This window comes from Bacteroides eggerthii, assembly GCF_025146565.1.
GTDB lineage: Bacteria > Bacteroidota > Bacteroidia > Bacteroidales > Bacteroidaceae > Bacteroides > Bacteroides eggerthii.
Genome location: NZ_CP102258.1, coordinates 1,147,944 through 1,172,357, shown reverse-complemented (window position 1 = coordinate 1,172,357; position 24,414 = coordinate 1,147,944). Strand labels below are relative to the sequence as shown.

At 43.8% G+C, this 24,414-nt stretch carries 19 protein-coding genes; 6 read left to right on the top strand and 13 right to left on the bottom strand.

The annotated features are described in order from the left end of the window. Window positions 1–350: 350 nt before the first annotated feature. The 4 genes from NQ546_RS04765 to NQ546_RS04750 are packed head-to-tail and all read left to right on the top strand — an operon-like array spanning window position 351 to window position 5,356. The gene (locus NQ546_RS04765; RefSeq protein WP_004292344.1) at window positions 351–1,676 is read left to right on the top strand and encodes a TolC family protein; all 1,326 of its coding nucleotides are present in this window, start codon (window positions 351–353) and stop codon (window positions 1,674–1,676) included. Between the two features lie 20 nt (window positions 1,677–1,696). Beyond that, on the top strand, window positions 1,697–2,788 hold the full coding sequence (locus NQ546_RS04760; protein WP_004292343.1) for an HlyD family secretion protein: 1,092 nt from the start codon (window positions 1,697–1,699) through the stop codon (window positions 2,786–2,788). 25 nt (window positions 2,789–2,813) lie between these two features. Further along, complete coding sequence (locus NQ546_RS04755) at window positions 2,814–4,454, top strand: MFS transporter (RefSeq protein WP_004292342.1); 1,641 nt, start codon at window positions 2,814–2,816, stop codon at window positions 4,452–4,454. Window positions 4,455–4,489: 35 nt separating this feature from the next. After that, window positions 4,490–5,356, top strand: coding sequence for an AraC family transcriptional regulator (locus NQ546_RS04750; protein ID WP_004292341.1), 867 nt, complete (start codon window positions 4,490–4,492; stop codon window positions 5,354–5,356). Between the two features lie 79 nt (window positions 5,357–5,435). On the opposite strand, the gene NQ546_RS04745 is transcribed toward NQ546_RS04750, so the two are convergent. From NQ546_RS04745 to NQ546_RS04715, 8 genes are all read right to left on the bottom strand, one after another. Further along, window positions 5,436–6,875, bottom strand: coding sequence for an ATP-binding protein (locus NQ546_RS04745; RefSeq protein ID WP_004292340.1), 1,440 nt, complete (start codon window positions 6,873–6,875; stop codon window positions 5,436–5,438). 19 nt (window positions 6,876–6,894) lie between these two features. After that, a complete protein-coding gene (locus NQ546_RS04740) occupies window positions 6,895–8,022 on the bottom strand; it encodes a sensor protein KdpD (RefSeq protein ID WP_004292339.1) in 1,128 nt (375 codons plus the stop codon). Continuing rightward, window positions 8,019–8,774, bottom strand: a complete 756-nt coding sequence (locus tag NQ546_RS04735; RefSeq protein WP_085961419.1) for a hypothetical protein — start codon at window positions 8,772–8,774, stop codon at window positions 8,019–8,021. Before NQ546_RS04735 ends, NQ546_RS04740 begins: the two co-directional genes overlap by 4 nt. 8 nt (window positions 8,775–8,782) lie before the next feature. Beyond that, window positions 8,783–9,358 (bottom strand): K(+)-transporting ATPase subunit C, encoded by a 576-nt coding sequence (locus NQ546_RS04730; protein ID WP_004292337.1) that lies wholly within the window; start codon window positions 9,356–9,358, stop codon window positions 8,783–8,785. Between the two features lie 17 nt (window positions 9,359–9,375). After that, window positions 9,376–11,424, bottom strand: coding sequence for a potassium-transporting ATPase subunit KdpB (kdpB, locus tag NQ546_RS04725; protein WP_039953569.1), 2,049 nt, complete (start codon window positions 11,422–11,424; stop codon window positions 9,376–9,378). 26 nt (window positions 11,425–11,450) lie between these two features. Then, entirely contained in the window at window positions 11,451–13,157 is a 1,707-nt protein-coding gene (gene kdpA, locus NQ546_RS04720) for a potassium-transporting ATPase subunit KdpA (RefSeq protein WP_004292335.1), read from the bottom strand. 12 nt (window positions 13,158–13,169) lie between these two features. Beyond that, entirely contained in the window at window positions 13,170–13,250 is an 81-nt protein-coding gene (kdpF, locus tag NQ546_RS17390) for a K(+)-transporting ATPase subunit F (RefSeq protein ID WP_081446778.1), read from the bottom strand. A gap of 486 nt (window positions 13,251–13,736) precedes the next feature. Then, window positions 13,737–15,080 (bottom strand): sigma-54-dependent transcriptional regulator, encoded by a 1,344-nt coding sequence (locus NQ546_RS04715; protein ID WP_004292334.1) that lies wholly within the window; start codon window positions 15,078–15,080, stop codon window positions 13,737–13,739. Window positions 15,081–15,367: 287 nt separating this feature from the next. Between NQ546_RS04715 and NQ546_RS04710 the strand changes: the two genes are divergently transcribed. Beyond that, a complete protein-coding gene (locus NQ546_RS04710) occupies window positions 15,368–16,705 on the top strand; it encodes an aspartate kinase (RefSeq protein WP_004292333.1) in 1,338 nt (445 codons plus the stop codon). Window positions 16,706–16,803: 98 nt separating this feature from the next. Here the strand turns inward: NQ546_RS04710 and NQ546_RS04705 are convergent, their stop codons facing one another. The 5 genes from NQ546_RS04705 to NQ546_RS04685 are packed head-to-tail and all read right to left on the bottom strand — an operon-like array spanning window position 16,804 to window position 23,157. Continuing rightward, window positions 16,804–17,994 carry an AGE family epimerase/isomerase gene (locus NQ546_RS04705; protein ID WP_039953567.1) on the bottom strand — a complete coding sequence of 397 codons (1,191 nt, stop codon included), beginning with the start codon at window positions 17,992–17,994 and terminating at the stop codon, window positions 16,804–16,806. Window positions 17,995–18,007: 13 nt separating this feature from the next. Next, window positions 18,008–19,390 carry an MFS transporter gene (locus NQ546_RS04700; protein ID WP_004292331.1) on the bottom strand — a complete coding sequence of 461 codons (1,383 nt, stop codon included), beginning with the start codon at window positions 19,388–19,390 and terminating at the stop codon, window positions 18,008–18,010. Window positions 19,391–19,397: 7 nt separating this feature from the next. Then, window positions 19,398–20,591 carry a glycoside hydrolase family 130 protein gene (locus tag NQ546_RS04695; protein WP_039953566.1) on the bottom strand — a complete coding sequence of 398 codons (1,194 nt, stop codon included), beginning with the start codon at window positions 20,589–20,591 and terminating at the stop codon, window positions 19,398–19,400. A gap of 4 nt (window positions 20,592–20,595) precedes the next feature. Then, the gene (locus NQ546_RS04690) at window positions 20,596–21,681 is read right to left on the bottom strand and encodes a glycoside hydrolase family 26 protein (protein WP_004292329.1); all 1,086 of its coding nucleotides are present in this window, start codon (window positions 21,679–21,681) and stop codon (window positions 20,596–20,598) included. A gap of 45 nt (window positions 21,682–21,726) precedes the next feature. Then, window positions 21,727–23,157, bottom strand: a complete 1,431-nt coding sequence (locus NQ546_RS04685) for an L-fucose/L-arabinose isomerase family protein (protein ID WP_004292328.1) — start codon at window positions 23,155–23,157, stop codon at window positions 21,727–21,729. A gap of 135 nt (window positions 23,158–23,292) precedes the next feature. Between NQ546_RS04685 and NQ546_RS04680 the strand changes: the two genes are divergently transcribed. Continuing rightward, window positions 23,293–24,384, top strand: a complete 1,092-nt coding sequence (locus NQ546_RS04680; RefSeq protein ID WP_004292327.1) for an IS4 family transposase — start codon at window positions 23,293–23,295, stop codon at window positions 24,382–24,384. The last annotated feature ends 30 nt before the right edge of the window (window positions 24,385–24,414 follow it).

Genomic DNA, 24,414 nt, shown 5'->3' with positions numbered 1-24,414 from the left:
AATGTTATAAAATAAATAATAAATTGGAGTGAGGAGGATAATTAAAGAAGAGGACTGCTTACTAATAATATATTAAAAGAAGAACTATACGATAATGATTCGTAACTCAAACTCTGGGACAAAGGTAGTATAATAAACTTGATAAATACATTTCTACTTATTTTTTTTCATAAGAAAGACGATAATTATCATTTATTAAGCAGGAGCAGCAATTCAAAACAGTTGCTTTTTACTCATTTACATCCTTAAAACAGCTAAGAAAAAGGAAAATATGAACACAAGCAGTCTATATATGGATAGCATCCTTTCGTAATAAGCCACTAACTTTGCACAAATTATTGGTGATTATTATGAAAAAGCTACTATTCATTTTTTCCTTTCTCTGTTTGTCGGCTGCCCAAGTATATGCCCAAAAGACTCTGACACTGAAAGATTGTCTCGAGATAGGCATCGAGAATAATCTGTCATTGGAAAGCAAGCGTAAGGATATGCAAAAAAGCAAATATGGAATTTCTGAGAATCGGGCAAAGCTGTTACCTCAAATCAATGGGTTTGCCAACTATAATGACAATATAGATCCACCCGTATCTGTCACCGACGGTTCGGCCTATGGAAATCCGTATAACATAACTTATACCCTGCAACACAACGCCAACGCAGGTTTGCAATTTCAAATGCCTCTTTACAACCAAACGCTTTATACCACCGTATCCATTGCCAAAGTAATGGATGAGATGAACCGTCTTTCTTATGAAAAAGCGAGAGAAGATCTTATTCTGGAAATATGTAAGATATATTATCTGGGACAAACCACTACTGAGCAAATCACATTGATAAAAGCCAACATAACCCGGCTGGAAGAACTGAAAAACATCACCATGGCTTTTCACGATAATGGAATGGCTATGGAAGTAGATGTGAAACGTGTTAATATCAATCTGGAAAATCTGAAAGTACAATATGACAATGCTCAGGCAATGCAGGAACAACAACTGAACCTACTGAAATATATTATGGACTATCCTGCCGACGCACAGATAGCTTTAGTTCCGGTGAACTCCGAAAACATAACTCCTGTTACACTGACCGGACTATCCGAGAATCTGTATGAGCTCCAATTGCTGCAATCGCAAAAGTTAATGGCTGAAAAGCAAAAAAAGATGATTGGTTACGGCTACATTCCTTCATTAAACCTAACTGCCAATTGGATGTTCTCCGCTTATACAGACAAAGCCTATCATTGGTTCCACTCCGGACCGTCCAATCATTGGTTCCGTTCTTACGGACTGGGGGTATCACTGCGTATTCCTATTTTCGACGGACTGGATAAACGCTACAAAAACCGGAAAGCCGCAATAGACATTGAAAACATAAAACTAGCACAAGAAAATACCCGCAAAAATCTGCAAACCCAGTATTTAAATGCTACTAACGATCTGATGAATAACCAGCGTAATTTCAAGAAGCAGAAAGACAATTATCTGCTTGCAGAAGATGTATACACAGTTACGATGGAGCGTTACCGCGAAGGGATTGCCTCTATGACCGAAGTTCTGCAAGACGAAATGCAGATGAGCGAAGCACAAAACAACTACATCAGTGCCCATTACAGTTACCGGGTAACAACTCTGTTACTACTGAAACTGACAGGGCAAATTGATTCATTAATTAAATAACAAGTTAATCAAATCATCATATGGAAGCAATAGAAAAAAATAACACATCGAACACACATCAGGAAAAGGCTAAGAAACTTCGTAAACTACGCTGCTGGCAAATCGTAGTCAGCTTGTTGGGAGTGGCAATTGTCGTTTGGGGAATAATAGAGGTTGCTTGTCTCTTCCTCAGCTACAATCGCACAGAAACCAGCAATGACGCACAGATAGAGCAGTACATATCTCCCATCAACCTGCGCGCGTCAGGCTATATCAAGAAGATTTATTTTACCGAGCATCAAGAGATACATAAAGGCGATACGCTCCTTGTATTGGACGACCGCGAATATAAGATACGCGTAATGGAAGCCGAAGCCGCACTAAAAGACGCACAAGCCGGCGCTACCGTAATCGGGGCCACACTACAAACCACACAGACCACCGCTTCCGTATACGACGCTTCCATCTCCGAAATTGAGATCCGTCTTGCCAAGCTGGAGAAAGACCGCCAACGCTACCAGAACCTGGTGCAAAGAAATGCAGCGACTCCCATACAGCTCGAACAGATAGAAACGGAATATGAAGCCACCCGCAAAAAGTTGGAAGCGACAAAACGCCAACAAAAAGCCGCTTTATCCGGAGTAAATGAAGTATCACACCGTCGTGAAAGTACAGAAGCTGCCATCCAACGCGCGACAGCCGCTTTAGAGATGGCACGTTTGAATCTTTCCTACACTGTAGTAGTGGCTCCCTGTGACGGGAAATTAGGCCGCCGGGCATTGGAAGAAGGACAGTTCATTACAGCCGGACAAACTATTACCTACATACTCCCTGACACCCAAAAGTGGATCGTTGCCAATTACAAAGAGACTCAAGTGGAGAACCTGCATATAGGGCAAAAGGTATCTGTCACCGTAGACGCCATCAGCAACAAAGAGTTCACAGGTACCATCACCGCCATTTCTGGAGCAACGGGCTCAAAATATTCATTGGTTCCTACTGACAATTCTGCCGGCAACTTCGTTAAGATACAACAACGCATACCCGTACGCATCGACTTCACCAATCTTTCCAAAGAAGATAACGAAAAACTAGCTGCCGGTATGATGGTAATAGTGAAAGCCAAACTCTGATTTTCAATCATTAATTGTTAAGGAAATGCCCGCATATCCCAAAAACTATCCTTTCTATAACTGGGTGCCTAAACCGATAGGAATTATCATCCTGTTCATGTTCTTCCTACCCATTCTCACAGTAGGCGGAACTTACTCTGCCAGCGGCACTGAGATGATGAGCGGTCTGGGTATCATATCTGAACACATCCAGTTTGCCAATTTCGCCACATCCATAGGCATGGCGGCATTCTGCCCTTTCCTGTACCGGCTGGTATGTATCCGCAGGGAGAAAATGATGTGCATCGCTGGATTTTCACTGATGTATATCTTCAGTTACATCTGTGCCAAAACAGACAGTATATTCCTGCTGGCACTGTGTAGTCTGTTCATGGGATTTTTGCGTATGGTGCTGATGATGGTCAATCTGTTTACTCTCATCAAATACGCCGACCATGTGGAAGCAACCGAAAAGATTACTCCCGGCAACGAGCCCCTCACCGGCGAAGGATGGGATAAATTGGATATTGAACGGAGTGCTGCGCAACCTGCCATTTATCTGTTTTTTATGGTATTGGGACAGTTGGGTACATCGCTTACCGCATGGCTTACCTACGAATACGAATGGCAGCATGTTTATTACTTCATGATGGGGTTGCTGTTACTCTGCATCCTTATTACATTCGTCACGATGCCTTATCATAAGTATACCACCCGTCGTTTCCCTATCAACTTCAAACAATTTGGCAACGCTTCCATCTTCTGTATCACACTGACGTGCATCACTTATGTGCTTACTTATGGCAAAGTACTCGACTGGTATGACGATCCTACAATCCAATGGGCTACGGTCGGCGCTGTGGTTGCAGGCATCCTATTTGTCCACATAGAAGTAACCCTGCGCAATCCCTACTATCAATTCGATGTCCTCAAGCTGCGTACTATCCGCTTCGGATTCCTGTTCTACTTTCTGTTAATGGTGCTGAACTCCAGTTCAATGTTCGTCAATGTATTTACGGGAATAGGAATGAAGCTGGACAACTATCAAAACGCAACATTGGGCAACTGGTCTATGTTGGGCTATTTTATCGGTGGCATTGCAACTATCTGGCTCAGTGTAAAAGGAGTGCACTTTAAATACCTCTTTGCCGCAGGATTCTTATTTTTAGGACTATCCGCCATGTTCATGTACTTCGAGGTTCAAGGTGCCGGTTTATACGAACGGATGAAATATCCCATTATCATTCGTTCCACTGGAATGATGCTCTTGTATTCATTGATACCGACTTTTGCTACCCAGCGTATGCCCTACAAATACCTGTCCTCATGGATTTGTACGATGCTCACTGTGCGTATGGTACTCGCTCCCAGCATAGGAACTGCCCTATATAGTAATGTGTTGCAAGAACGGCAACAACACTACATTACCCGTTATGCCCAAAATGTAGATATGATGCATCCCGAAGCATCCGCCTCATTCACACAAACCGTACAAGGGATGCAATATCAAGGAAAAAGCAAGCAAGAAGCCGTTAACATGGCAGCCATATCTACAAAAGGACGTATTCAAGTGCAAGCCACTTTATCAGCAGTCAAGGAAATGGCAGGTTGGACATTATATGCGTGTCTGTTTTGCATGATATTTGTTGTAGTACTACCCTATCCTAAACGGAAATTATTAACTTAGCACAGTTTTTTTATGCAACTGTAATCCCTAATGTCATGGATACCCGGCAAGAACGTTTATCGCGCCTTGACAATGCGCTATTGAACAAGCAACAAATCTGCAGTTCGGAAGGTGTACTCTCCTCTTTCCCAACCGTCTTAAAAGAACCATTTATGATAGACGGAGTAGGACTGGTAATCTGCAGACAAGGAAGCTTTACTTTTATCCTTAACCAGAAATCATTTTCTGCTAAAACCGGCGACACACTCTTTCTCCCGAAAGACTCCCTGTTTCAGGTATTATATTCATCCGCTGATGTAGAGGTATTTATCTTTATTTATCAGACTGATCCCATACGGGATATTATAGGAAACTCGGTAGTATCCATGAACCTATATTCACATCTTGCCACCGAACCATGTTATGTTTGGAATACCGGAGAGGAAGAAGAAGTTCTGAAATACCTGTCGTTACTGGACAATACGCTGAACATAGAAGAAAACACATTCAATCGGTACGAACAAAAGCTGCTCTTGTTGGCATTAACATACAGGCTCTGTTCTGTCTATACCCGTAAACTCATTGCGGAAAAAGCGTCTGTGAGCCACAAACATGACATTTTTATCCGTCTGATACAGTTGATAGAACAATACTATACAAAAGAGCGGGGAGTGGACTTTTACGCGGACAAACTATGCTTATCTCCCAAATATCTTTCAGCCCTGTCTAAGTCTATTTGTGGGTATACGGTACAAGAGCTGGTCTTTAAGTCCATCATACGCAAAAGTATTTCACTACTCAAAAACACACAAAAGAATGTTCAGGAAATTTCGGATTTCTTTAATTTCCCAAACGCATCCTACTTCGGTACTTTCTTTAAGAAACAGACAGGAATGTCGCCGCAACAATACCGCAGAAAGTAAAGCCAAAGTACCCTAACAGGCCTGAAGAAAAGTGGCTTCAAGCCATAAATATTCAAGAGACAAGAATATCACAAACCTATTACGCTTTCAACCGAATTGCAAAGCGGCTACCTATACCTAATTCACTCTGAACAGTCAGCGTGCCGCCATGAGCTTCTATAAAATCTTTGGAAATGGAAAGTCCCAATCCGCTTCCCTGCACTTTCGTACCGGGGACGCGAAAATAGCGGTCAAAGATACTCTGATGATAACGCGGGTCAATGCCCTTACCAAAATCCTGCACATAAAGCTCCACAAAATTACCTTCCTGCCTTGCGCCGATAATAACGCGACCGTTTTCCTTGGAATAACGAATGGCGTTACTCAACAGGTTAGTGAGCACCCATGCTACCTTCTCGCTATCCACAAACAACTTCGGCATTTTCTCTTCCGGATATTCCACTTCAATCTGAATGTTGAACTTATCAGCCTGTACTTGGTTTGCTTTGATAGCATATTCTATCAGTTCGATGGGTTTCGTTATCTTCGGTATCATCTGTAGCTTACCGGCTTCCACCTGTGTCATATTAAGAAGTTCGCCTGTAATCCCCAGCAGACGATCGGCATTCTCCCTGATACTTTTTGAAAGTTGTTCCTGCTCCTCATTCAAAGCACCCACACGATTATCTTCCAAAAGCTGCAAACTCATCAAGATTGCAGAAATAGGGGTTTTCAACTCATGCGAGATCGTAGATATAAAGGTGGTTTTAGCCGTATCCAATTCCTTAAATTCGGTGATATTCTTTAATAGGATAACATCCCCCAGGTTATGGGATTCGTCCGTATCGGCATCCGTATTCATTATGGTAATATAGGATGCCTGGAAATAGCTTTCCTTATTATCTGCATAAATCTTCAATGGTTCTTTCTTTTCACCCGGATTGATTAATTCCCTCACCAATCGCCGGAGCAGGTCATTTTTCAGTGACAACTCCTCGGCAGAACGGCGTATGACATCCTCGCGCTTCAAATTCAGCACAGTCAGTGCTTCCTTATTGATAAAAAGGATTTCGTGCTCGCGGTTTAAGCCGATAATGGGTTCATGGATACTGTTTACAATAGCTTCCAGAAACTTCTTGGCAGATAGAATATCATTCAGCGTACTGGTACGGTATTCCGTAAGGCGTTCCGCCATGCTGTTAAAGCTATCGGCCACTTCGCGAAACTCTTCGTGTTCACTCATATCAAGACGCTTTTCATAGTTATGGTTGGCTATTTCGAGAATGCCCTGCATCAGTTCCCTAATAGGTTTGTTGATAGAACGGGGCAACCATACCAACAACACAATACTGGCAAGGATACAAATGCCACCCGTAACAGAAACCCACAACAAAGCACGTTGCAAACCGGGTATGGCAGCAGGGCTGTCCGGCTCCGTAGCCGTCAATATCTGAAGATTCACAACAGAAAGGGCTACCAACAGGATTATCATGCCTGCAAGGATACCTACACTGAGTATCAATTTAGTACGAATATTCATAATGCTCAAGAATTAATTTTTATGCAAGTATAATCAAATCTATGTTTGCTTGCGCCAGTTCATTCACAAATTTTCTATATTTCAGTACCATAAACAAGGATTGCGGCAAAGCGAACGAGGGGCTTCCCATACAAACGGTCGTTATCTGTTTCTCCCTGCAAGCCGTAACAATACTGCCCAGCACATCTTTGGACTGCACCTGCATGACTTCTCCTCCCAACTCAGTCACCAGTTTGAAATGATTTAGCAGGTGCCGTTGGTTCGCAAGGGTAATACGGTCGGCGCTCTCCCGGGGTGTCTGCACATAAAGGGCTACGAATGATGTATTATAACGGGTTGCCAATCGTGCCGCCTTACGGATGATACGACGCGGAGTTTTCTCGTGGCTACTGATGCACGCCATAAACTTCTCATGCCGTACACCGACACTGGAAACCACCACTTCATTCTCCACTTTCTTCTCTACCCTTAACGCCACCTCTTTCAGAGCCAGTTCGCGCAGTTGCAGGATATTTTCCGTCTTGAAGAAGTTATTCAAAGCAAGAGCTACTTTATCCGGCCTGTATATCTTACCGGCTTTCAGACGGGTTATCAGTTCTTCCGCCGTCAGGTCGATATTCACCACTTCATCCGCTTCTTCCAGCACACTGTCGGGAATGCGTTCCTTTACCTCGATACCGGAAATACCTTGCACCTCTTCATTAATACTCTCGATATGTTGTATGTTGACAGCGGATATAACATTGATGCCCTCATCCAACAAATCCATTACATCCTGCCAACGCTTTTCATTCCTACTGCCTTCTACATTGGTATGCGCCAACTCGTCCACAATAACGATTTCCGGATGGATACGGATGATGGTGTCAAGGTCCATTTCCTCAAGTTCCTTACCCTTATAGAATATCTTACGCCGGGGAATTACGGGCAGTCCTGCCAACACCGCCTCCGTACCGGCACGTCCATGTGTTTCCACATAGCCTATATTCACGTCTACCCCATTATCCAGCAAGTCATGGGCTTCCTGAAGCATACGATAAGTTTTGCCTACACCGGCAATCATGCCGATGTAGACCTTAAACTTACCGCGACGTGATTTCTTAATTAAGTCGAGGAAATGTTGTACACTCTCTTCCCTGCTGCTCATGGCTTCAGAGTTATACCAAACACCAGATGCGCATCTTCCATACAGGGATTCCAAATAGCCTGCGCAAATATCGGTATCGCGAATTTATCCGTCACCTTTATATCCTTCGTGGCTTTCAGTGCCAGATTGGTTACGGCGAAGCCACTGTTCGGTACTCCGTAAACACCCACGCCGGCTTCGTAAGGCAAAAAACCGCAAGTGGCATTCAAATCGACGGATTTGATACTGAACGGATAGTTCAACTCTACATAAGAAGAATAATTCTGCTTTCCCTTCTCATTCTTATCCGCACCGGCAAACATCGTGTACCAGGCTATTGACAGCGGGAACTTCTCCAACGGCAGTGTATAGGCAAGCCCTGCTTCAAAATGATGGGCCGTCTCATGGCTTTTGAAGTTAAAATACTTATTGCTTCCCTGACCTGCCCACCAAAGACTGGCGACCGACAAGGTCAAACCGGAATCGCCGAACGTATAAGCTGCCGTCAAATCTATTTCTTTGGCAGCCTCACCGTCCGAGGAGCTTGTTCCGTCGAAATCGGTAGAGCCCCATGCCGTCAACGAAAAGCCACCTATCCCCAAGCCTAAAGTCGGCTGGAAACTAACCCCGGTTTGATAAAAGCCACGCCACACATAAGAACTGACCAAATCACCCTGTACCTTAAATTCCTGTGCCTGTACCTTGGCCACTCCCATAAAACTTACTGCCCAAGCGGCGATAATGCCTATTACTGTTACTTTTACACAATTCATATCTTTCATTATTTTCCATTTATTTTTTCCAATGCAATATTCAGCTTCAACACATTCACTTTCACCGTACCGAACAATCCCAGCAACGGTTTTTCAACAGTCTTGTCAACGATGCCCCGGACAGTAGCCTCATCCATTCCCCTTGCCTCAGCCACACGCTTTACCTGTACATAAGCACTGGCAGGCGTAATATCGGGATCAAGCCCCGAAGCGCTGGCCGTTACCATTTCGGCAGGAACTTCTTTACGTTGCAAATAAGGATGATGTAACAAGAATGTATCTATACGCGCTTCCACTTCCGCAAGGTATTCTTCGTTTGTAGGACCTTTATTGCTACCTGCCGAACTGCTTGCATCATAACCGTCACCGGCACAAGAAGGCCGTCCCCAAAAATAAATGTCCTCCGTAAACATCTGCCCCACGTTGGCAGCGCCTACTGCCTTGCCGTTCAAGGTCAATACTTCGGCATTACCTTTATTCGGCCCTGCAAATTGTGCGAATATCCACAAGACAAGGATATAGAACACAGAAAAGAATACGCAGAAAGCGATGGTTATTTTAACTGATTTCCAAAGAGTTTTCATTTTCTTTCTATTTTAAATTAAAAAAACAAACTGACAAACATATCTATTAACTTAATACCTATGAACGGTGCTATGACACCACCCAAACCATAAATCAGCAAGTTACGGCGTAGCAACGCACTTGCGCCAATCGGTTTGTATTGAACGCCTCTCAATGCCAACGGTATCAGTATGGGAATGATGACAGCATTAAAGATGATAGCCGAAAGAATGGCCGTTTCAGGGCTATGCAACCCCATGATATTCAACGGAGCCAACTGAGGAATAGCAACCATGAACAGTGCGGGAATAATAGCAAAGTATTTGGCCACATCATTCGCAATGGAGAAAGTCGTGAGCGTGCCGCGCGTCATCAACAACTGCTTGCCTATCTCCACAATTTCAATCAACTTGGTCGGATCATTGTCAAGGTCTACCATATTGCCGGCTTCCTTTGCAGCCTGCGTGCCGCTATTCATGGCAACACCCACATTTGCCTGCGCCAGTGCGGGGGCATCATTGGTTCCGTCTCCCATCATGGCAACCAGTTTACCGGCTTGCTGTTCTTTCTTGATATACTCCATTTTATCCTCCGGCTTTGCTTCGGCAATGAAATCATCCACACCGGCCTTTTCGGCAATATATTTGGCGGTCAACGGGTTGTCACCGGTTACCATAACCGTCTTCACCCCCATTTTACGAAGACGTTCAAAGCGTTCCTGAATGCCCGGTTTGATGATATCCTGTAATTCTATGACTCCCAGTACCGCGTTATTGACACATACTACCAGCGGAGTACCGCCATTGCCCGAAATGGCAGCAATCACCTCTTCCACTTCTTTCGGGAATTTATTCCCTGCGCTTTCCACAATCCGACGAATAGCATCGAACGCACCTTTACGGATTTGTGTACCGTCTTGCAGGTCGACACCGGAACATTTGGTTTCGGCCGTAAACTTAATCATGTGAGCACCCGCAGTATTGAGGTCGCGCATACGATGTCCGTTCTCACGCCCCAACTCAATGATAGACTTTCCTTCCGGGGTTTCATCGGAGAGCGAGGACAGCAGGCAGGCCTCCACAAACACCTTTTCATCAATGCCCGGAGCCGGATGAAACTTGGTAGCCTTACGATTACCGATAGTGATTGTACCGGTCTTGTCCAGCAACAATGTATCAATGTCACCGGCAGTTTCAACGGCTTTGCCCGATTTTGTAATTACATTGGCACGCAGAGCACGATCCATACCGGCAATACCGATTGCCGAAAGCAAGCCGCCAATGGTGGTCGGTATCAGGCAGACAAATAATGAGAGAATGGCCGCAATAGAGATATATGTACCCGGATGGTCGATATTGGTATAGTCCGCCATCGGAATCAACGTAATACATACGATTACGAACACTAACGTAAAACCGGCCAATAAGATAGTCAGCGCTATTTCGTTCGGGGTTTTCTTCCGGGTAGCCCCCTCTACCAGCGCAATCATCTTGTCGAGGAAACTCTCGCCCGGTTGCTGCGTAACCAACACCTTTATCTTATCCGACAGAACTTTCGTGCCGCCGGTAACGGAGCTTTTATCACCACCCGCCTCACGAATTACCGGAGCAGATTCACCGGTAATGGCACTCTCGTCAATAGAAGCCAGTCCTTCCACAATCTCACCATCGGCAGGAATCGTATCGCCGGCTTCGCAAACAAAGAAATCTCCCTTCTTGAGACGTGCGCTGCTGACAGTACGTAACTTGCCTTCCACCAGAACCTTGGCGGGAGTTTCCTCACGCGTCTTACGCAGGCTGTCCGCTTGTGCCTTGCCGCGGGCTTCGGCAATGGCCTCGGCAAAGTTGGCAAACAACAAAGTTACAAACAATATCACAAACACCAGGAAGTTATAACCGAACGTCCCGTATTCCGATGTCCCTAAAGAGAGGATACAGACTACCAGCATCACCAGTGTCACCAGCTCCACAGTGAACATTATCGGATTCTTTATCATCACCCGCGGATTCAACTTCACGAATGACTGTTTCAAACTTTCCATTACTTGCTCCTTTTGAAACAAAGAAGCTGATTTTTTATCCTTCATAAACATATCTAATTATTCTTATCTCGTTACAAACTGAAGTGTTCGGCAATAGTGCTCAACGCATGTGCCGGGAAGAAAGACAGAGCTGCCACGATAAAGATTACGGCAAAAGTCATTACGGCAAAGGTGAACGTATCGGTTTTCAGCGTACCGGCACTTTCGGGAACAAACCTCTTCTGCGCCAACAGACCTGCAATGGCAACCTGCCCTACAATAGGAAGAAAACGACTCAGAATAAGTACCCAACCGCAGGCATAGTTCCAAAAATAAGTGTTGTCGCCCAAACCTTCGAAACCGGAACCGTTGTTGGCAGCGCACGAAGTAAATTCATAGAATTGCTCGCTCAACCCATGGAAACCTGGATTATTCAGCCAACCGCCCTCACTCTCCACAAACTCTGGATGATGCGCAAAGAGGTAACAAGACAAAGCCGTACCTACCAATATCACAAACGGATGGAGCAGCGCAACGATTGTCGCTATTTTCATCTCCCGGGCTTCCACTTTCTTTCCGAGAAACTCCGGTGTACGTCCTACCATCAGTCCGCTGATAAAGACTGCGATAATGATAAATGTATAATAGTTCATCCATCCTACACCGACACCGCCGAACCAAGTATTTATCTGCATGTTCAGCATCTCCATCATCCCGGACAGGGGCATCGTAGAATCGTGCATGCCATTGACGGAACCGTTGGAAGTAACCGTAGTCGTGATGCTCCATAATGCAGTGGCGCCTGCTCCCAAACGGATTTCCTTGCCTTCCATAGCCCCATTGTCCTGTGCAATGCCCATATCATCAATACGCGGATTACCGTTCATCTCCTGATAAACATTGATGCCGACACCCGCCAAATAGGCACAGAGCATTACGCCGTAAATGCTATAAGCCAGTTTCATGCGTTTTGTATAAAAGCCCAGCGCAAAAACCATTGCCATAGGTATAATCAGGATAGACCAGCACTCAACTATATTGGACAGGTAGGTAGGATTTTCCAACGGATGAGACGAATTTACGCCAAAGTAACCGCCACCGTTCGTACCCAACTGCTTGATAGGAACGATAGCTGCCACAGGCCCCTGTGAAACCGTTTGTTCTTGTCCTTCAAGCGTAGTCACTTCCATCTTACCGTCAAAGCCCATCGGAGTGCCTTGTGTAATAAGGATAAAGCCGACAATCAGGGAAAGCGGCAAAAGAATACGCGTACAACTCAATACAAGAAAGTTCCAGAAGTTGCCGATTGTATTCGTTGTTTTACGGCTGATGGACTTCATAATGCCCGCCATAGCCGCCATACCTGTCGCTGCGGTAATAAACTGAAAGAGCATGATGACGAACAACTGGGTGAAATACGTCAGTCCGCTTTCACCAGAATAATGCTGCAAGTTACAGTTCACCATAAAACTGATGCAGGTGTTGAATGCCTGATCGGGAGTTTGCGGACCATTGCCGTCAGGATTCAACGGCAGCCACCCTTGACTGACCAACAGCACCATTCCCCAAACAAACCAGAAAGCATTCAATATCAGCAGCGCCTTGAGGAACTGCTTCCAGTTCATTTCTTCATTGGGATTAACGCCTGCTACCTTAAATATCAATCTCTCTACCGGTTTCATAAAGTCCGACCATGTCTTCTCTCCTTTATAAACCTTCGCAATATATTTTCCCAGCGGATAAGAAATCACCACCAACAGGAAAATCTGTAAAACTACACCTAAAATTTCCGTATTCATTTCCTTAATCTTTTAGAACTTTTCGGGTTTCACCAGAACATACATCAAGTACCCGAACACTGCAACACCTAATACAAATAATACTGTGTACATAATCTTTTCTCCCCCTCTTTAAATCTTCTCAAACCAATCCACACATTTCCAGAATAGCCAGAAAGCGAGAAATCCGCTCAACAGGCAGAAAATAAATGAAATCGTTATTCCCATGTTTTTACTTTGTTAAATTAATATTCATGTTTTACCGTCCTTATAATTGCCAAATGCGTGCCAAAAGAGAAGCCTGAAAGATAAGGCACTGATTGCTAAAGGAATAAAAAAGAAACAGGGAAGTACAAAATAAGAAAGCACCCTTCCAAAATGAAAGGGTGCCTATCAAAATAGAAAAGAATCATGGTACAATTCGAAGAACATCCGTTGGAACTGTCAGTTTCAATGCTTGGAACTAGTAGTTCCAACGGTTGGAACCAGTAGTTTCATACAAGGATACTAAGAGTTTCAGCAAGCGAAACTATTGGTTTCAACCGGCGAAACTTCCGGTGAGTTGCCTATCCCCTGAAACAGGCCATTGGAAAGAATACATTATATCCCGTACTCCTCTATTTTCCGGTAGAGCGTGGTCAATCCGATTTTGAGCAGGCGGGCAGCTTCCGTCTTATTACCTTTTGTATACTCCAGCACACGAGCTATATGCCTACGCTCCATAGCCGAAAGTTCAAAACTGCCGGGACTGGTTTCATCGGATTGTTCGTAATGTGCGTTCTGTATATCGAGCGGCAGGTCGGCAACATCCAACCCTTCACCCTCGCAAACAATCAGACTGCGCTCTATCACATTACGCAATTCCCGGATATTGCCTTTCCAGGGTTGTTGCTCAAGGGCTTCGAAAAAAGCGGATGTTATTTCCGTAACGGGACGCGCCAACCGACCGGAGAAGTCCTTTACAAAGGCTTTTGCCAGAATACGCACATCGCCCGCCCGTTCACGCAAGGGCGGCAGATGTATTTGGAATACGGAGAGCCTGTAGAACAAATCCTCGCGGAAGCGTCCCGCGGCAATCTCTTCCGGCAAATTACGGTTGGTCGCAGCAATAATACGCACATTCACATGAGTAGGCTTGGTATCTCCAATCTTTATATATTCACCCGTTTCGAGGATACGCAAAAGTTTAGCCTGCAACTCAAAAGCCATTTCACCGATCTCATCCAAAAAGATAGTACCGTTATTAGCTTCCTCAAACAGCCCTTTCTTGTCTTTCAACGCACCGGTAAACGAACCGGCTTTATGACCGAACATTTCACTTTCCAGCAACTCCTTACTGAAAGAAGAGCAATTGACAGCAACGAAACTCTGTCCGGCACGTTTACTATTATAATGTATGGCTTGTGCAAAGACCTCTTTTCCCGTACCTGTTTCACCCGTCAGTAATACGGGCACATCCGTTCCCGATACCTTCTGTGCCAGTGAAACAGCCTCTTTCAATGCTTTCGAATCACCCAAAACTGAATCGAACGAATACGTCTGCCTTACTTTCTTTTCCAACTTCTCCAAACGGACGTTCATACGCGCTTTCTCTACGGCTCGGCTGACAAGCGGTATAATCTTATTGTTATCATCACCTTTGGTGATATAATCGAAAGCGCCGTTCTTAATGGCCTGTACCCCGTCCGGGATATTGCCATGCGCTGTCAATAGGATTATCTCGACGTTAGGGGCTGTTTTCTTGATAGACGCCACAAGGTCTACCCCATTACCGTCAGGAAGGAACACATCGCACAAGACTACATCCGGACTCTGAAATTCCAACTGCTTCAAAGCAGTCCTGCAATCACCGGCCTGGCCTACTTCATATCCTTCCAACTCCAACATACGCGACAAAAGGGTACGAATCTGTACTTCATCGTCAACGACTAAAATCTTGCTCATATTTCTCGGATAAGTTTAAAGTAATAAATGGTAAAAACAGGGGATGTGCAAATATAAACGTTTTCCGGGAAACAAACGGCATGTCTTTTGAACTTTTATAAGTGAAGGGACTGTACATAAGGCTACGGAGAAGTAGAAAAACGCCTTACAATGTATCCTCAGAGACATTGTAAGAGAACAGAAAAAGAAACTCACCCTTCCATTTTGGGCATGAGCCTTCTAAAACGAAAAGGAATACAGAGGCTTCATCCGGCAACAAAGAAAGAATAATTAAAAACGAATTAAAAATGAAAGTTTACAAATTCGGCGGTACTTCCGTCGGCACAGTAGAGAGAATGAAACACGTAGCGGAACTCATTTCAGAGTCCACACCGAAGATTGTAGTCCTGTCCGCAACGGCAGGCACAACCAATCATCTGGAAGAAATTGCAGCCAACCTGTTCAACCGCGATATAGAACAGGCACACGAGAAAATCACCCGGATGGAATTCCAGTTCATTGACTTCGCCAACGAACTGTTGACAGACGAGTCCACAAAGCGAGAAGCAATAGATTATATTCTCGACCGCTTCCAGCGACTCTGGCAATTTATCAATGATGAATTCACCTCGATTGAAGAAAAAGAGGTATTGGCACAAGGAGAACTTATCAGTACAGCCCTGCTGCACTTCTACCTGCGGGAACGAAAGATTGCCAATATCCTGCTCTCCGCTTTCGACTTTATGCGTACCGGACCGGAAGGAGAACCGGACTTGAAATATATAGAGGAAAAACTGCAGGCGCAATTGGCACAGTATCCCGGCATCAATCTTTTTATTACTCAAGGGTATATCTGCAAAAATGCTTATAATGAAACGGACAACCTGAAACGGGGCGGCAGCGACTATACTGCATCGCTCATCGGCGCTGCCATCTGCGCAGAGGAAATACAGATATGGACGGACATTGACGGGATGCACAATAATGACCCGCGTGAAGTATCGGGAACCCGTTCCGTAAAGCATCTCAGTTTCAACGAAGCCGAACAACTGGCCTTTTACGGAGCAAAAATATTGCACCCGTTTTGCATCGCTCCGGCACGCAAGCGCAATATCCCGGTACGGTTACTCAGCTCAATGAATCCTCAGGCAGAGGGAACATTGATTTCGGATTTGCAGGACGACAATATCATCAAGGCCATAGCCGCCAAAGACAATATCTTCTACGTGAAATTCGAGTCGAAACATTGCTTATGTCCTTATCAGTTTATCAGTAAGATTTTTGATACGTTTGCCAAGCACAGAACCCCGCTTTGTTTGTTGGTTTCATCCAATCAGGATGTGTCCGTCGCCATAGACAACAGCGAGCGTCTATGCAAAATCCTTGCGGAACTGGAACAATATGCCAAAATTCTGATGGAAGACCGCATGTCTATTGTATCCGTGGTGGGAAACATGCGTTGGCAGTATGCCGGTGTCGAAGCACAAATTATAGAAGCCCTGGCAGATATCCCGCTACGTATGATTTCGTATGGCAGCAATGACAGTGACGTGGCATTCGTCATTAAGACAGAAGATAAGAAAAGAGCTTTGCAGGCACTCAGCAATAAACTCTTCGAACCGGAGACAGACAAAGTCACAGGATAATACGTTCCTATACATAACGGAAAGGCTATATCAGAATGGATATTCCCCAATACCTCACTCTAATATAGCCTCAACCTGAAAACAACTAACCTGTTTTTTTAAGAAAAGCGCTCTATCATTTCCATACACATGCGCCCGTTATGATAGGGGCATTTCCAGAAACCCGCCTTATCATCGGCTGTGTTTACCGTTCCGTCGGCACGAACGCTCCAATACCATTCTCCGTTTTTGTAATCTATCAAATGCTTCTTGATATACTCCCAACAGCGAGATGCTTTCTGAAGAGCCACTTCATCATCGAAATGTTGATAAAGATTAATGTGCCCCACCACGTTTTCGGCTTGCACCCACCAATGGCAATCCCGGTCTGTAGTGCCTTTGTCGGGGAAAGTCTCGTAAATCATGCCGCCCTCGGACGTCAATCCTTCATCGGCTGCGGCCGCAATGTACTCCACCAAAGGTTCCACTTTCTCCAACAGCGCTTTATCTCCCAAGACTAAAGCCGCCTCATGAATCAGCCAGGAAGCCTCAATGTCATGCCCATAGGATATGATACGGTATTTGCTCACCCAATCATCATCAAAAAAGAGCTCCAAATGTCCGGTTTGCTGGTTCAATATCTTATCTGTGAAAAGCTCTATCAGGTTACAAAGTTGCTTCTCAAGAACGGCGTCTTTCCACACGCGATAGAGATTTGTGTAAGGCTCCAAAATGTGCAAATGGGTATTCATGGTCTTGCGTTCATTCTCATCCTTGTCACTGAGACGCATATCGGAAATGTTGTTCCAATCACGAGTTAATGCTTCGCAATAACCGTTCTTTACGGAATCGAAACTATATTGTTCAATGCTTTTGAAGAGACGGATGGCATAGGTCAGCGCTTCTTCATCTCCGGTAGCACGATGGTATTCACTCAGGCCGTAAATGGCAAAACCTAAGGCATAAATTTGTTTCTTGGTATCTGCAGGACGACCTGCATAGTCGAGCGACCAATATATTCCACCCTGTTCCTTGTCGTAGAATTGATCAATAATGACACGTTTGGCACGAGTGGCTGTCTCCAGATATTCGGCTTTCCCCAACAGGCGGTAAGCCGACGAGAAAGTCCACAATATGCGGGCATTGAGTACAGCTCCTTTCACAGCCTGCGGTTCCAGCTTACCTGTCCCGGTGATGCGGCCATAGAAACCACCATGCACCGAATCTGTCATTTTATCTTCCCAAAACGAAAGAATATTATCTTCCAGCACAGTGCGCATCTCAAGCTGCATCTCGCTTAGTATATTCATACACATCATTTTCTTATAATTGTCTTTTACATTCCAATTCAGTTGTTATATCTTTCATTTTCTTTTCAGTAAGCGGGTACATACTGATGAAGACCACACTCAATATCGTGCCTACCGCCGGTAGAAAACTCAGGAACATCTTGATACCGCTAATCGCTTCTTCACTTTGTACGGCATTTGCCTGAAAGCCAAAAAAGCCAAGCAACCAGCCGGTGATTGCCGTCCCGATAGCCCAACCGAACTTCTGGCTCATGGAAGAAGAGGAGAATATCAAACCGGTGGCACGATTACCGGTTTTCAGTTCCGAATAATCAGCACAATCGGCATACATGGACCAAAGCAACGGAAAGATGCTACCCGCACAAATGCTGATCAGTGCCTGAAAAACAAACATCCATATCAGGTCTTCCTTATCAAACCAATAGAAAAGAACGCTAAGGACTGTGGCTATAATCATAGCCCACATATAGGTGTTACGCTTGCCGATGCGGTTGCTGACGGGAGCGGCAGCTATCACGCCTATTATATTGGCAGCCTGCCCCAAAGCGAGATATAATCCACTCAACACGAATGACATTCCGAAAAAGGAGACAGTTGCATAATCTTCCTCTACAACAAAATACTTGAAGTAATAGACAGTAGCGCCATCACGAATGGAGTTGAATACCAAAGCAGCCACACCCGCACCCAATAAGATCCACCAAGGCTTGTTTTTAAACAGATCTTTCAGATCTTCTTTCAACGGATTCTGTGCTTCTTTGATAGGCTTTACCCGCTCTTTTGTCCAGGCAAAACAACCGAAGAATAAAATAATACATAATATGGCTATAACAACAACCGCCATAGTCCAACCGGTCTGCTGGTCGCCCAAGTCCTTACTGTTACCACTGAAAAAGTTTACCAACGGCATAAACAGCAGCAAAGCTATAAAACTACCGATGTAGGCAAAGGTCATTCTATATGTAGAAAGTGTGTTGCGTTCTTTAGGATTAGGACTCATCACGCCCAATAGAGAAGCGTAAGGGACATTGATGGCAGAATATATCATCATCATCAACGAATAGGTGACATAAGCATAAACCAACTTACCGGTCGGACTCCAGTCCGGAGTAACAAAAGTCAGCACACCTATGATACCGAACGGAGCGGCCAACCACAAGAGATAAGGCCGGAACTTTCCCCAACGGGAGTGTGTGCGATCGGCAACAACTCCGACAATAGGGTCGAAAGCCGAATCCCATATTCTTGTTATCAGGAACATAGTCCCTACCACCGCAGCCGGCAAACCGAAAACATCCGTATAGAATATCATCAGATAAGCGCCGAACAGTTTCCAGAACATGGATGAGGCCATATCTCCAAATCCATAGCCTATTTTCTCTGTAAGTTTTATCATACTATGTTTATTTAGAAACAGGTTGCTGTTTCAATAATTCCAAATTCTTATCTATCAATCTCTTTAAAGTGTCCACCGATGCGGACGAACTCAAACCGTCAACAGGAGTATTCATGCAATAATCCACTAACTTATCGACAGTAGAGGTTGCAACATGCATCCGCGTATCGGAAGAAGCATAATAGATAAATACCGTTCCGTCATCATCAACAATCCACCCGTTGGAGAAAAGTACGTTGCTTACATCGCCTATACGTTCTTCCGCTTCGGGCGCCATGAAATAACCACCGGGAGCAGCTATCAGTTTGGAGGGATCGTCCAAGGCTGTCATATACATATAAAGTACGTAACGCAATCCTGCCGCACAACCACGTACTCCATGTGCCAAGTGCAACCACCCCTTAGAGGTTTTGATAGGATGCGGCCCTTCGCCATTCTTCACCTCTTTGATAGTATGATAATAGCGTTGGTCAATAATCTTTTCCTCCTTTACTTCAGCATGCGTTATGTCATCCACCAATGCCCAACCAATACCTCCACCGCTTCCGGCATCTATGAAACCATCCTGCGGACGGGTATAAAGTGCATATTTACCATCTACAAATTCCGGATGAAGCACCACATTACGTTGCTGACTTTTAGTTTTCAAGTCCGGCAGACGCTCCCAGGTTTTCAGGTCTTTGGTACGGGCAATAGCTGCCGTAGCCGTTGCAGAAGACAAATCTCCCACAGGAGCTGTGTCATCGTGCCGTTCCGCACAGAAAATACCATATATCCAACCGTCTTCATGGGCTGTGAGACGCATGTCGTAAATATTAGTTGCCGGAACAATGTCTTCAGGCATCATTATCGGATAATCCCAAAAACGGAAATTGTCAACACCATTCGGACTTTCGGCTATGGCAAAGAATGATTTACGATCGGCCCCTTCCACCCGAACCACCAATAAGTACTTATTGTTCCATTTTATGGCACCGGAATTCATCGTGGCATTAATGCTGATTCGTTCCATTAGATAAGGATTACTGTTTTCATCCAAATCGTAACGCCAGAAGATAGGGGTATGGGCAGCTGTCAGCACAGGATGTTTGTAACGGGTAAATATACCGTTGCCATTCTCTACCGGTTCATTCTTTTGTGTTATCAGCGCTTCGTAATCTTTTAAAAGCGCATTAATCTTTTCTTTATAATTATTTCCCATTGTATTACTCATATAAATTAACATTTGAAACAAATAAAGTTCTGGAATCGTTGTAAAATTCTACAAAGTTCTCTGCAGAAACTTGCTCCGGATAAGGAGCATAATAATGAGTCGGCCGCTCACGTGCATTACGCCAAACCAATACATAAGATAGAGGAACAGATTCAACAAGCGGTAAAAGTGTATCAGTCCACCATTTAGCATCAGGAATGCTTTCATATCCGGTTTCTGTAAGCGCTATAATTTTATTATGCTTCTTACCAACCTCACTGAGAACATTTAAAGAGGATTTCATATCTTGGGCAAAAGCCAGGCTATCACCCTGATATGCATCAAATCCCATAACATCGATTATATCATCCCCGGGATAACGTTCCAAATATTGGCAACTATCTTGCAAATTAGAACTTGAAGAATACGCATAAAGCGCATTGTTCACACCTTTAGCTTGCAAAGTTTCTACAGTCATACGCCATAGTTGTTTATACTCAGCAGAGGAACATAGTTTTTCTCCCCACCAAAACCAGCTACCGGTATGTTCATGCCAAGGGCGGAACAAAACAGGAACTTTTACTCCATCCGAATCTTTTAAAGAATTAAGAAAGGTTGCAACATAATCCATCCAGTTGACGAATTTATCATGTATGCTTCCACCCGGCAAAATGGAACGGACTACAGTTGAGTCGGATACATCCCATGCATCTCCTCCTGTTAATGGATTACGAACATGCCAACTTAAAGAGACCATACCGCCTCTTTCATATTGATTTACAATTTCCTTTCGTATCTTATCAAAAGAAACTTTATCCAAGTTCTCATCTTGCCCGAGTTCTATTTCCCCTAAATCAAAACTGATTACAGCCGGATAATCTCCACAGACACTTTTTACATCAGATCGTCCTTCATCTCCCTCCCAGCCAATGCCATAAACCGTATCATCATGATGTCCAAACATTATGCCTTTTGACGACATCGTCTGAAGGTTACTTAATAGCTTTTGGGTTTCAAGGGTTGTCTCTTCTACGCTTACTCTACAAGAAGAGACACAAAGTGCCAATGCATTTATACAAAGTAATGTTTTAAATTTCATACAATAATCTTATAATTAAGTTATTATAATCAAGTCAAGAGCAATTTATTCGCAAACTTTTATAATAGGAATATTAAACAAAAATGCCATTTTTTCCAATGTATAAGCCCAATGTCCTATTCCGATTGCACAATGGTGAGAAGGACCGCCTTTGCTCCACTTATTAATAAATTCACGTGCACCACAAGCAAAACGATAACGGCTATTCGTATTTCCGATATGGAATACCGGTCCCTCAACAGCTTCTCCCTCCGCTACCAACAGATAAACTCCATTTTCTCCTTCACAAACAGAAAGAATGGTAACCGGACCACATTTCACAGACATCTGTATAGAAAGTCCCTTTCCGGGTTTGCCATGGTAGATAGGCAATGGAACAAGCTCGACTTCACCATCTGCTATCGCCCAATGGGCAGGACCGTCGTGTCCCAACATTACAATGTCATCATCAAAGTCTAATGCATAAAACTCAGAGAACGAACCACCGGCACCTAAAGCTGAAAGAATCTTCATCGCCTGAACATTTTTTACCTCACATTCACCAGCAACGGGGATTCCTTTTCCTGTCAGCAGTGTATTTCCTGCGATTACGGATGTTACTATATTTTCATAATCATTTCCCGCAAATCCTTCATAATAATATGCCATTGAGCCCAAATCATGAGCTTTCACCAACTTATCCAAAGCAACAGAAGTACAAGCTGCCCGAACAAGTTCTTTATCATCACATCTGTCATCTACTTTAAAAGCATTACGGAACTCTACAATCTTTTCATCAATCTCTTCTTTTGTTACAGCATCACGCAAAGCTTTAAGCTCACACATTTCCAAAATCTCAATCTGAGTTCCAAAAACAGCAGACTGCTTGGTTACATCGGTATATACGTCTAACATACCTCCATAGTAATGTCCTAAAATACCCAATCGGTTATCGTACATTTTACGGTATGCTACAGCGGCATTAATCCATTCATAAATTTCTTTCCAAGCCAATGGATCATCCAAATACCCCGAAACTAAATCAAAGCGCAAACCGGCTCTCTTCAAAACAGAAATAATTTCCGGAGCAGAGCATGCCTGACAGTTCATCAACCAATAACCGGTCATCTTACCACGATCTTGCAAACTATTCATATAATCATAGTCTACTGCTGAAGTCGGTTGAAGATTCAATATAATAATAGGACAATTAACCCTCTGAGCTATAGGCAAAACCGTCGATGACAAGCAATAAGTTGACATATATAAAAAGACGATATCAACTCCTTCGCTTACTAATTTATCAGCTGCTTCGATGGATTTCTGCGCATTATCAACCAATCCTACATTTACCACCTCTACGTCATTTACAACTTCCATTTTTGAGCAAATCTTCTCCTGATAAGCTAACAATGCATCATGCAAGCCTTCAAATTGGTTCCAATATGTATCAAGTCCGGTTCCTAACAATCCAATTTTTACTTTTTTCATAACCATATATTTTCACTAGTGGGCACTTTAAATTAAACATCGTTCTTTGAAATATTTGATAATCGCATAGTTATGTATCTTTTTGGAGCGTGACGATTTGAATTGAAAAGTTGTTTTAGCTTTGCCCAAAAGCTCGAAACAATGAATCAAGGCAAATATATTTTCGCTCAACTTACAGATTTTCTTCCTCGTCGTGTCTTTGACCGCTTGGTAGAGAAGTATTCCGGGAATAAGAAAATCAGAACATTCACCTGTTGGAATCAGATGTTGTGCATGATCTTCGGACAACTGACCGCCCGGGACAGTATGCGTGACCTTATGCTTAGCCTTGAGGCGCACAAGAACAAGTACTATCACTTGGGACTCGGCTCAACAGTTACCCGTACCAATCTAGGGAAAGCAAACCGGAATAGGGATTATCGTATCTACGAAGAATTTGCCTATACCTTGATTGCAGAAGCCCGTAACAGCTACTACAGAAATGACTTTGAGGTGAAAGTTGACGGTGATGTTTATGCCTTTGATTCCTCCACCATAGACCTTTGCCTGAATGTTTTTTGGTGGGCAGAATTTAGGAAACACAAAGGAGGCATCAAACTTCATACATTGTATGATGTAAAGACCTCCATACCGACAATCGTACTGATAACCAACACCAAAGTACATGACGTAAACATGCTGGACGAGTTAAACTATGAAAAGGAAAGTTTCTATATCATGGATAAAGGATATGTTGACTTCACTCGTTTACATAAGCTTCACACCAGCAGTGCTTACTTCGTTACACGTGCAAAGGATAATATGAGATTCCGTAGAATGTATTCCCATGAGGTCGATAAAATAACCGGAATAAAATGTGACCAAATTGGAATGCTTGAAACGTATAAATCGCTCAAAGCATATCCGGACAAACTCCGACGGGTTAAATACTACGATGAAGAACTGGACAGAGAATTTGTGTTCATCACCAACAACATGGGACTCTCAGCAGAGGAAATAGCTTTGCTATACAAGAACCGTTGGCAGGTGGAACTATTTTTCAAATGGATAAAGCAACACCTGAGAGTAAAATCTTTTTGGGGGACCACGATGAATGCAGTCAAGACACAAGTGTACTGTGCCATCATAACATACTGTCTAGTTGCCATTGTCGCTTACAAATTGAAAATTAACCGTCCAATCTACGAAATTCTACAAATCTTGAGCTTCTCTCTACTGGATAAAAACCTGTAAGAAAGATACTTACCGATTGCGATTACAAAA